Consider the following 11,328-nt stretch of genomic DNA (forward strand, 5'->3'; position numbering starts at 1 on the left):
TGGCTTACCTACCCTATTACTTTATAACTTTGAGCCATTGCTGCTCGAAGATGCACACTACAATGAGCGGCACTGGCGCTTTGTGTATCAATCAATAGTTGAGTTAAATAATCAGCTAGCGCGCTTTAATGCCTGTGTTTATATCTTTAATTTAAATATGAACGATTTACTTGAATCGTTAAAGGCACAGTTTGAAATAGTTAGTATTTTTAGCCATCAAGAAATAGGCTTAAACAACACCTTTGAGCGCGATAAAGCAATAAAAGCATGGTGCCAGCATAACCATATTAATTGGCTAGAGTCGCAAACAGGCGCGGTTATTCGCGGCAAAAAAAATCGTAATAATTGGAACGAACGCTGGCAGCAAACAATGCAAGCACCTATTGCAGTTCCTAATTGGAAGAGTATAAAAACAATTACCCTCAATAACTACCAAACACCTGAGCTACCAAGCGCTTACACGCAAGATCACGACAGCTTTCAACAAGGTGGCCCGCTGCATGCGCGAACTGTAATGCAGAGCTTTTTTGCCGAGCGCGGTAAAGGTTATCAAAAAGGAATATCGAGCCCAAGTTTAAGCCAAACACATTGCTCCCGACTTTCGCCGTACTTAGCGTGGGGGAATATTAGCCTTAGGCAAGTGTATCAAATGGCCATTGATGAATATCATTCAAAACACCCTGATAAAAGAGGCTGGAAGCGCCCGCTTGCTGCGTTTGTATCGCGCTTGCATTGGCACTGCCACTTTATGCAAAAGTTTGAGAGCGAATGTTCTATGGAGTTTTTAGCCCTTAATCCGGGTTATCATGTATTTCCGTATCGTGATGATGAACATGTTAAAAACGATATTGAACGCTGGGCGCAAGGTCAAACAGGTATTCCCATTATTGACGCTTGCATGCGCTGCTTAAAAGCCACCGGCTATATAAACTTTAGAATGCGCGCCATGCTTGTAAGCTTTGTAACGCATCATTTAAATATAAGCTGGCAGCAAGCAAGCTTTCCTCTCGCTAATTACTTTTTAGATTTTGAGCCCGGAATTCACTATCCGCAAATTCAAATGCAAGCCTCGGTAACAGGCATTAACACCATTAGGCACTACAACCCAATTAAACAATCAGAAGATCAAGACCCAACAGGTTCGTTTATTAAAAAATGGTGCCCCGAGCTTGAAAAACTCCCTATTGAATATTTACATCAGCCTTGGGAGCAAACTCCGATGGAGGCACTCTTTAACGACTTTAAGTTAGGGGAGGATTATCCCGAACCCATACTTGATTTAACAGCGGCCTCAAAAGAAGCACGCGAGCGCTTATGGCAATATCGTGAGCGAGCCGATGTTAAAAGCGCCATAGGGAGGATTCTTAGAAGGCACGTAGCAATTACACCAAAAACAAGCCAAGCAAAAAATAAAACGGATACTAAAAGTAATTGTGAGACTAAGTAAGTATGGCGCACAAAAAACTAAACTTACCTCAAAAAATATGCCCCACTTGCAATAAACCTTTTACTTGGCGTAAAAAATGGCAACGCGACTGGGATAACGTTATTTACTGTTCAGAGCGCTGTAAGCGAAATAAACAGAGATAACAATTAACTGGCGTCTATTTTGCAACATCATCAGTAATTATTGCTTTTAAGGCTTTATGTAAGCTTATTTTGTAAATAACGCTTAGCTAACCTGAAAAGCTTACAATCAAGCAAGGAGAAGATGATGACGACGATTAAAAAGACGGCAAGCTCAACATGGTCTGGCGATATTAAAACAGGCAAAGGTAGCATTTCAACTCAAAGTGGTGCGCTTAATAAACAACCTTATGGCTTTAATACTCGCTTTGAAGATGAGGCAGGCTCAAATCCTGAAGAATTAGTAGGTGCGGCGCACAGTGCATGTTTTAGTATGGCGCTTTCGCTTGCATTAGGTGATGCAGGTTTTACAGCAGATAAAATTGATACTAAAGCCACCGTAAGCCTTGATGAAGTAGATGATGGCTTTTCGGTAACGCATATTGCCCTTGAGGTAAAAGCGCGTATTGATGATATTCAAAACGAGCAGTTTCAAGCCTTATGTGAGCAAACCAAAAAGAGCTGCCCTATTTCAAAACTCTTAAATACCGAAATATCACTAGATGCGACACTTCAATCAGCATTTTAAATATTTAGACTTAACTATTTAGACTTAACTATTTAGACAGTTCCTTACTAAAAAAGCCAAGTAAGTAATTACTTGGCTTGCTTATTATAAAGAAATATCTCTAGGGCGTGTTGTTATTTGGTGGTTGAATTTGCAGCAGTGTGTTTGGTATTTAGGCAAGGCAGAGCCTATGTTGTGTGGTTATTCCCCATTAATAGGCGATAACGCAGCATAGATGCCAAACATGCGCTGCCCTTTGGGTTCTTTCTAGGGACGATTGACTCTTTGTTGCTCGGTTTTTACTTATTCTTACATGGATGTAAGCCAGTAGAATAACGCAGGAGCAGTTATCGAGCCCACTAGGTTACAAACCTCACGCCGCGATTAAATCGCCCCTAGATTGAACAAATTTCAATCCACAAAAATCAACACGCCCTAGGTTTATTCCAACTCAAAGTACTTACTACAAGCCCTATTCCCATCCCAATTGCTGGCCATACTACCCATATATAGCTAGGCGAAGTTAGCAAATTTATAACGCTTAGCAAAGTTAAAATAAGTAAATATCCTTTAATTTTTTTGCCTAATGTCACTGTATTGCTCATTTATATTCTCCAAGTAATGTATGTCGCTATTATTGTTTTAATAAGCAACGTACACACCTGCTAAATGTCACTAAGTGATCTGACATTAGTCATCACTTTTCATTTAATTACATAGTTATTTATTATGTATAAAAACATAAAAAACAATACTTTAATCTATTTGTGTTAGAATCTAATCTCAACTAACCTAAACAAATAAACATAAAAGGATGACCTAAATGAGCGAAAAATCAAAAAATTGCGAAAAAGTGACATGTAACAACTGTGCTGACGCAAACGAACTCGAATTTGATTTTTCAATGGCTTTTCAACCGATTATAAACTGTAAAACTAACCTTATTTATGGCTATGAGGCACTGGTTAGAGGTTTAAATGAAGAGTCTGCTTATTCTATTATTTCAAAGGTGAATGAAGACAACCGTTATACATTTGATCAACTTTGTCGTATTAAAGCCATTAAACTTGCCTCAAAGCTGGGCATAACATCAATGCTAAGCATTAACTTTTTACCTAATGCTATTTATAAACCAGAGCGATGTATACGCACCACACTAGAAGCTGCAAAAAAGTATAACTTCCCAATTCAAAATATTATGTTTGAATTTACTGAAGTAGAAAAAATAGAAGACACCGCACACATTAAACGCGTTGTTGATTACTATCAGTCTCTCGGATTTAAAACCGCCACTGATGACTTTGGTGCAGGTTATTCTGGTTTAAATCTACTGGCTGACTTTCAAACAGATATTATCAAGCTGGATATGGCGCTAATACGCGATATAAGCAACGACAAAAAACGCCAATTAATAGTAACTCATTGCTTAAATATGTTTCGCGATTTAAATATTATCGCACTGGCTGAAGGGATTGAAACAGTAGAAGAATATACATGGCTTAAAAACGCAGGTGTTGAGCTTATGCAAGGGTATTTATTTGCCAAACCAAGCTTTGAAAACTTGCCTGAGGTAACCTACGTTTTTAATTAGGAAAATCTACAATACCCAAACACTTTATTACAATCATTTAATTGCCTTATAAAACCTCATAAATATAATACCCATTCTAGTAACAAATTTACTTAATTATAAGAAGGGATACTTATGCGCTTTTTAATGCCACTCACTTTACTCGCACTTAGCTGTACAGCGTCTGCAAACGTCGAGCAGTCAAAATCAAAACAATGGTTTAACTCTATAAACTACGCAAAAATTGATTCTGATTATTACAGTGATGATGTGTACGGGTTATCAACTCACTATTACTTTGAGGAACAGCAAAACTCAGGTGTGTGGGATGATTATGGCTACTTGGATACAGATAGTAATATAGGCTTAAATTACTTTAATTCAGATGGTTATAGTGGAAAAGGTATTTTTGGAGAAGGCTTTTACGGCAATGCTTTTGCAACTTTTGAACTACCTAATATTGGTGATGCCGACAACTATTCACTTGGTTTAGGTTACTTATTTGCTGATTCACTAAAAGTATCTGTTCGTATGTTAGATTATGAATATAGCGATACAGTTTATTTATTTAAAGCTCAATATAATCATGAAATTAATGACACCGACTACATTGGTTTTACTGTTGAAACAGATGATGAAACAGAGTCATGGGATCTATCATCACGTTACTTTGCCCATCTTTACGATGACAGCTATTTTGCTATAAATGTTGACTACCTAGATGTTGGCGACGACTCAGTTTTTAATGTGCTCGCAAACTATTACTTTAATAAACATGTTGCAGTCGGTATTGGCTCAAACGACTCTGATTTAGTTATTGAAGGTAAGTACTTTATTAATGATAGCTACTACTTCACAGCTAATTACACTGATAATGATAACTATGATGTATATAATCTTAGCTTTGTAGCCCAATTTTAATAAACAAAAAAAAAGCCGCCTTGCTGGGTCAGTTCAGTTAAACAAGGCGGCTTTTTCTAAACAACTTTAGGTTACATATTACCTAGCTCTATCATCATCGCTGTGTACATACGCAAATTAAGCTCAAGTTGCTCAATGGTCATAAATTCATGCTCTGAATGACCTGTGTAGCGTTTACCTGGCATTGAAGGACCAAACGATACCGCGTTATCAAACAGCTTGGCGTTAGTGCCACCACCTATTGATACAAAGTCAGCTTTTTCGTCGCCCGTAAAATGCTTAAAAATATCAAGCAGCTTTTGCGCATGCGGCGCGCTATCAAGCAGCATAGGTGTGCCAATAATTGTTTCTATGTTGGCAAGCGTTACATTGTTAGTGGCTTGCCAATTAGCTAGCGCATCATCAATTTGCTTTTGTAATACAGCTTCGTCTTTACCCATAGGGCGACGTGCATTTACAGCAAGTGTTAGCGCATTACCATCGCGCTCAATAACGGTTGGTGCCACTGTCATCGGACCCATAAAGTCGTGTTTGTAAGCTATTTCGCCAAACTGTTTACCGTGAATATCTAAACCAATTAACTGATTTACAAAGTCGATTAGCTCGCCGTCACTGTTATTTTCAAGCTCCACGCCTTTAAATAACTCAGCTAAATACGCAATCGCATTTATACCCGACTCCGGCTCAGATGAATGCGCCGACATACCTTTAACGCTTATTGCTAAACCATTACTTTTTTCACTAAAGTTAAACTCAACTTTATTTAATGTTTTGGCTTTTGCTTTTAATGTATTAATAAGTGCAGCGTCTGCATTGTGAAGTACTAAGCTGGCGTCTTCTGGAATTTGGCTTCTAAACGCACCGCCAGTTACATCCTTTACATATAAACCCGTTTGTGGTGATGTTGCATTAAAGGTAGGAGCAATTAAGCTCCAGCCTTTCTCGGCAACCACTACAGGGTATGATGCATCAATCGTTACTGCATATTTTGGTTGTTCATACGTTTTCATAAATTGAGTAAGCGGACCCCAATCAGACTCCTCAGCAAGGTAAATCATAAGCTCAATACGGTTATTAAGGGTTATGCCTTTATCTTTAATTGCTTTCATGGCGTAAAGCGCTGTTGCTATTGCACCTTTATCGTCTTCCGTACCACGACCAACTAATTTTCCCGGTTCAGATGTATCAATAATAAAAGGACTTTGTTTCCATTTGCTAGCATTAGCAGGTTGCACGTCGCCGTGGGTTACTACCGTTACTTTTTCGCTTTGCTCGCCCATACCTATTAATACGGTGTACCCTAAATCTTGGTAGTCAAAACCAAGCTCTGCGGCTTTCATTTTTAACAGTGCTTTAAAGCCAATAAAATCGGGATTTTGAGGGGCTGTAATGTCGCTTTTATTAACCGTCGGAAAAGCCACTAAGTTAGTTAGTGTGTGTATTTGAGTATTTTGGTAGGTATTTACTGCGTAATCGGCAACGCTATCAATATTTTTATTTAACTGCGCATGAGCGCCAAATGCAAATAAAGCAATACTGGCTAAAGCTAACTTTTTCAAAACAATTCCCATTTAATTAATAACTAAGAGCGGTAATTATAATGCTATGAAGCGCTTACTTATAGCTCTTTACGCTAAACACACAGGTAACTTAAGGTAAATAACCTGAACTCTGGATAATAAATCTATCTCAAGCAGTTATTTTCAGCGCTAACTGCGTTGAATTTACTTGCAATAGGCCAGCTATTGACGCGTAAGTTCGCCTTGTTTTCACTGAAAATCTCTGGCTAGAGAAAATAAATTTAAATATCACTATAGTTCAATACGCTGGTAAATCTCTTACCCAGAGTTCATGTTAAATATTTATATAGCAGCTTTTATGAGTATGGCTGTATAATGCGCGACTTAAAATTAACAGGGTATTTAATTGTGAACCGTCGTAAAAAAATCGTCACTAAATTTCAAAAGAAAGATAAACGCACTAACGCTAAACTACATAAAAGCAACAAACCTGGTTATGTGTCAAAAGCTGAGCGCGAAAAACTAGCTGAACAAGAAAGTAATGAGCCACAGGCAACCCAAGAGTAACTCTACGTTACCTGTTCCTTTGATAGTTTAAAGTGGCAAAAGTACCGACCACTTACATAACCAACTACTGCCGTGGCAACTATAAGTTCAAACGTAGCTAAGTAATTAACTGTATCTACATATGGCATTGCGAGGTTTATACTTTGCATCCAGTCTTTCATTTTAAATAATGCAGTTGCCCCAATAACCATTGGAAATGTAAAAGCAGCGTAGCTCGGCGTAAAAGGCCTGCGTAATAACTTTATAAATAACACATAAACAATCAGTGTTTTTATTATCGCTAATATAAATAATGCCCCCACTATAAAGAGTGATGGATTAGCTACAATATGAAAATACCCCGCTAATGTTAAACTGGCAGGCGCTGCTAAAATGGCAAGTGTTGGCTGTATTTCGTAGTCACTTTTTAATGCTAATAAAAAGCGATAAAACATAATTGGCAGCATAATACTGTACGTTGATATACCAATCACCAGTGCGCTATAAGCTAACCACGCTAATGTCGGATTTCCCGAAAAAGTAACATCTGCAATAATTATCCCCACTGGCGGCACAAACCAGCTGGGCGCCATATCCTCAAAGTTAAACTTTTTTGCTCGCTGGTATAAAAAACTCACCAAAAATGTGAGATGCAGCGCAAAAGCTAAAACCCACATAATGTCACCAGCTAATGGGTTAAATTGCCCAACTGAGTTTGAAATAACAAGATTAGCCATTGCAAATGTAGGGATCACACTTCCTGCAACTGAGTGTGCTAAATCGGCTTTTAATAAATGAGGGTGTAGTAAAAACTTAGCAGCCAAAAGTAAAACTAATACGCCAGCTAATACCGCTCCCAAAAATTGCCCTTGGGAGTTTAAATTAAAAACGTTTTCCCATGTCCATCCCATACTAGCAATACCCAAAGCTAAACCGGACATAGCTGTTGGCGCACCCATCACTTTATTTTTAAATTGCTTAAACACTGTACTTCCTAATCATTGAGCGATGAACAAGTTACTGCTTTTTACTGCATTGCCTTAAAATAACGCTGTAAAATTAATACAAGCGTGCTTAATAGAACGCTTTTTGCATACAAACATTTCATTAAAATAAGTTTACGGCTTAATTATTAAAGCGCAAAAAAAGCCATAACGTGGTTATGGCTTTTGCTTTATTTTAAATTTGAATATGAGGTTAATTAAAACGCGTAACTAACGCTTACATTAAATGAACGACCCTGCCCAGCAAGTTGTTCAAACCCGTTGCTGCTATCTTGTTTAAGTGCCGCAATACTTACACCTCCTAGCGGGAGTTGGTAGTACTCATCAAACACATTACTCACTTCTGCGCTTAGCGTTAATGAATCCCATGTGGCTTTAGAGCTTAAATTAACCAGGCTGTAGCTGTCTGTTTGGTTTTCAAAACGATTATTATCTACTCGGCTTTTAGTATCTACCCATTGCCAAGATAATGCGTTTTCAAATCGACCTATTTGCTGGCTAATACCTAGCTGGGTTTGCAGTGGTTTAATTTGATAAAGCGGCTGGTTAGTATCGTCGCGCTTGCCTCTCGTATTAGTAAGATTAGCGTGTAACTGCCAGTTACCTAATTGCTTAGATTCATAAATGTTGGCTGTTAAATCTATTTTTGCACCATACAAAATAGCATCTACATTAGTAAACTGAAAAATGTTACGCGCTGTATTGTCTAAATCATAACTATTGAAGCTTCTTACAATATCAGCATCAATATAGTCACTCACATCTGTATACCAAACATTGGTGCTTAATCGCCAACGGTCATCTTTAGCCGATTTAATATAAGTAGCACTTATTGTATGCGCTGTTTCAACGTCTAAATCAGGGTTACCAATATAGCCATTACCATCGCCATACCAACCAATCATGGTGGTTGCCATGGTGCTTACACCCCAACTGTATCGCTCGTATAAATTAGGCGCTCGGTTTTTTCGGGCAAGACCAAGTTGCAGCTCATCATAATTTGTTATTTGGTAGTTAATTAATAAGTTAGCATCAACTATAGTGTCGGTTTTATCTCTGTCGCCAGCATTAAAGTTCTGTGCAGCAACAGTGTTATCTGTAGACGTATCGCTCATGGTCATACTTTCCATACTACTCATATCGTCCATATCCGTCATGCTCATACCATCGTTGTAAGATTGAACCTCTAAAACGTGGGTATTAATACTTTCAATACGTACGCCTGCGTTTAACCATAACTTTGTATTTATTTGGCTCTCAAATTCTGCAAATGCCGCTATTCGCTCTCGTTTACCGTTATTTATATTTACGTAATCGTCTGGTCCCATCATGGTTGAGCCTTCAATACCTGGCCACCAATCATCAATACTGTAATTGTAATATTCTTGAGCTAGTAAAATGCTGCTGTTTTTATCAAGCGCAATACGCCATTTTAGCTGCGTACTTATATCTTGTGCATCGGTTTTCATTAGCATCATGCCTGTTTTTTCTTGGCTAAAAAAACCCATTTCGTGCTTTACGCTATGCCAGTTAACTTGCCCTTCAAGCTCGCTGTTTTCAAAGGAGCGTTTGTATTGAGCTATTGCACCGTAGCTGGTGTTATCGGTCATATCCATATACTGATTTGCAAATCCCTGATACGGGATTTTTTGATGCGTTAGCTTTATAACTAATTGCTGCTGATCATCGCGCATAGCTGCGGTTAAACTATGATTTTGTGCTCGATACAATGTATCTAATACTACATCGCCGTTACCGTCTTCATAACTATCTGCGTCACTAAACGAACCCTGATAATTAAGGCTAAACGTGTCACTTGCTAAACGTGCACCAACGCCAAGTTTACGTCCGTTATCAACGCTACTGTACTTTGCTGACACATAACCTGAGTGCCAACCTAATTCATTGCTATCGCTATACTGTGGTGAAATAGAATTAACGCTTATTACACCGGCAATATTATCGCCGCCCGCGCTTACTGGCGACACGCCTGCAACCACATTGTAAGACGTAATTTGATTAGCCGAGATATACGAAAGTGGCGGGTTCATATGATTAGCGCATGCAGCGGTTACATCTGCACCATCAACTAACACTTTAACTCTGTCGCCCATTAAACCATTTAAAATAGGTAAGTTAGATACGCCGCCCGCTGCTGAAAAATCGACACCTAAATCACTTAATAACGATTCTGACGAACCAAGTGCTAAATGCTTATTTTGAGCATGCCCGTGTACTTCAATCACTTCTAAAGACGTATCGTCGGCAAATGCAAAAGGAGATAGCACACCGCTAATAAAAAGTGCGACAGGCGTTAGTAAATATGTTTTTTGAGTTTTGCTTTTATAAACCATTGTTAATTTATGCCACTGTAATAATTGGCGTAATTATAGTGTGAGTTGCAAAAGCAAAAGCGCGACATATTGTCGCACTTTATCAATTTAGAATGTTGTTAGGTGTGTTTAATCTAAAAGGTCATATAATAAATTAAACATTTAACTTAGCTACCGTTTGAGAAACAATATCGGCTCCACGTTCAATCTCTTTAATAACCTCAGACACATTAGCAATAAGCTCTCTTCCTTGTTTTGATGAGTCTGAAACTGACGTTATTTGCTTTGATATATCATTAGTGAGCTCTTGGTTATTTTTAACAACACTTGCTATTTCATTAGTAGAGCGACTCGTGCTGGCTGCAAGCTGCCTTACTTCATCAGCTACTACAGCAAAACCTCGACCATAATCACCAGCACGCGCTGCTTCTATTGCGGCATTAAGTGCCAGTAAATTAGTTTGATCCGCAATGCTGCTAATTGTCGAAACAATGGAGCCTATGACCGCAGACTGTTCATTAAGATTTTTAATTAAATCAACTGACTTAAGAACTTGGCTTACAATGGCATCTGAGTTTGCAACAGAACTTTGTAGTATCTCAGAACCTTTTTTAGCGGTTTGCGCTGTAGCTACCGCCGATTCATACGCGATTGCAGCGGCTTCAGTCACTGCATTATTATTGTGTATACGATCAGTAATATTTGATGCAAACTTAATTATTTTAATTACATTACCTTTGCTATCTAATATTGGGTTATAAGTAGCTTCTAGCCAAATTTCTGAACCGTCGGCAGCAATACGTTTAAATTTTCCTGACTTAAACTGCCCCTGCGCTAATTCATTCCAAAAGTGTGGGTTTTTCTCATAAAACACTTCAGTACAAAACATTTTATGATGTTTACCTACAATATCTTTTAAGCTGTAGCCTACTGTTGCTAAAAAGTTTTGATTCGCCTTTAAAATATTACCCTCTGGGGTAAACTCTATTGTAGCCAAGGCTTTGTCGAGTGCATTTGCAATAGCTTCTTGCGCTTTTCTTTGTATGTAACTGGTCGTAATATCAGAGGCTATTTTAATCACTTTAGTGACTACGCCATGCTCTTCTACAGGAAAGTAAGTCGCCTCAAGCCAAAGCTTATCGCCATTAGCTTTGTACCTTAAAAACGAGCCTGCTTTAGAATTCCCTGTTTTTAATGCTTGCCAAAATTGACTATATTCGTTCGACTTTGCATATTCAGGTTCGCAAAACATACGATGATGCTTACCAATTATTTTCTCTTTGCTATACCCAATCGTTTT

At 38.3% G+C, this 11,328-nt stretch carries 11 protein-coding genes; 6 read left to right on the plus strand and 5 right to left on the minus strand.

All coding sequences use genetic code 11. The features are described from left to right. The 3 genes from CXF76_RS02155 to CXF76_RS02165 form a co-directional block, all read left to right on the plus strand. The coding region (locus tag CXF76_RS02155; RefSeq protein WP_101162954.1) for a cryptochrome/deoxyribodipyrimidine photo-lyase family protein at window positions 1-1,447 on the plus strand (1,447 nt) is incomplete at its 5' end. Window positions 1,448-1,449: 2 nt separating this feature from the next. After that, on the plus strand, window positions 1,450-1,590 hold the full coding sequence (locus CXF76_RS02160; protein WP_081709132.1) for a DUF2256 domain-containing protein: 141 nt from the start codon (window positions 1,450-1,452) through the stop codon (window positions 1,588-1,590). 124 nt (window positions 1,591-1,714) lie between these two features. Beyond that, window positions 1,715-2,155, plus strand: a complete 441-nt coding sequence (locus CXF76_RS02165; RefSeq protein ID WP_024589249.1) for an OsmC family protein — start codon at window positions 1,715-1,717, stop codon at window positions 2,153-2,155. Between the two features lie 404 nt (window positions 2,156-2,559). On the opposite strand, the gene CXF76_RS02175 is transcribed toward CXF76_RS02165, so the two are convergent. Beyond that, window positions 2,560-2,739, minus strand: a complete 180-nt coding sequence (locus tag CXF76_RS02175) for a 2TM domain-containing protein (RefSeq protein ID WP_081709133.1) — start codon at window positions 2,737-2,739, stop codon at window positions 2,560-2,562. 218 nt (window positions 2,740-2,957) lie between these two features. Here CXF76_RS02175 and CXF76_RS02180 point away from each other — a divergent pair, with 218 nt between their 5' ends. Both CXF76_RS02180 and CXF76_RS02185 read left to right on the plus strand, forming a co-directional pair. Next, the gene (locus CXF76_RS02180) at window positions 2,958-3,725 is read left to right on the plus strand and encodes an EAL domain-containing protein (RefSeq protein ID WP_024589250.1); all 768 of its coding nucleotides are present in this window, start codon (window positions 2,958-2,960) and stop codon (window positions 3,723-3,725) included. A gap of 114 nt (window positions 3,726-3,839) precedes the next feature. Beyond that, entirely contained in the window at window positions 3,840-4,625 is a 786-nt protein-coding gene (locus tag CXF76_RS02185) for a putative porin (protein ID WP_024589251.1), read from the plus strand. Window positions 4,626-4,696: 71 nt separating this feature from the next. On the opposite strand, the gene CXF76_RS02190 is transcribed toward CXF76_RS02185, so the two are convergent. After that, on the minus strand, window positions 4,697-6,184 hold the full coding sequence (locus tag CXF76_RS02190) for a dipeptidase (protein ID WP_101162957.1): 1,488 nt from the start codon (window positions 6,182-6,184) through the stop codon (window positions 4,697-4,699). A gap of 336 nt (window positions 6,185-6,520) precedes the next feature. Here CXF76_RS02190 and CXF76_RS02195 point away from each other — a divergent pair, with 336 nt between their 5' ends. Next, window positions 6,521-6,712 carry a DUF2986 domain-containing protein gene (locus CXF76_RS02195; RefSeq protein ID WP_007581250.1) on the plus strand — a complete coding sequence of 64 codons (192 nt, stop codon included), beginning with the start codon at window positions 6,521-6,523 and terminating at the stop codon, window positions 6,710-6,712. 2 nt (window positions 6,713-6,714) lie between these two features. Here CXF76_RS02195 and CXF76_RS02200 read toward each other — a convergent pair whose 3' ends face one another. The 3 genes from CXF76_RS02200 to CXF76_RS02210 all read right to left on the minus strand — a co-directional run. Further along, window positions 6,715-7,677: a TDT family transporter gene (locus CXF76_RS02200; RefSeq protein ID WP_101162955.1), complete on the minus strand. Its 963-nt coding sequence runs from the start codon at window positions 7,675-7,677 to the stop codon at window positions 6,715-6,717. A gap of 215 nt (window positions 7,678-7,892) precedes the next feature. Beyond that, the gene (locus tag CXF76_RS02205; protein ID WP_101162956.1) at window positions 7,893-10,049 is read right to left on the minus strand and encodes a TonB-dependent receptor; all 2,157 of its coding nucleotides are present in this window, start codon (window positions 10,047-10,049) and stop codon (window positions 7,893-7,895) included. A gap of 133 nt (window positions 10,050-10,182) precedes the next feature. Further along, a partial coding sequence (locus tag CXF76_RS02210; RefSeq protein ID WP_101162958.1) for a methyl-accepting chemotaxis protein occupies window positions 10,183-11,328 on the minus strand: 1,146 nt, incomplete at its 5' end.

Source organism: Pseudoalteromonas sp. 78C3 (assembly GCF_002836695.1).
Taxonomy (GTDB): Bacteria; Pseudomonadota; Gammaproteobacteria; order Enterobacterales; family Alteromonadaceae; genus Pseudoalteromonas; species Pseudoalteromonas arctica.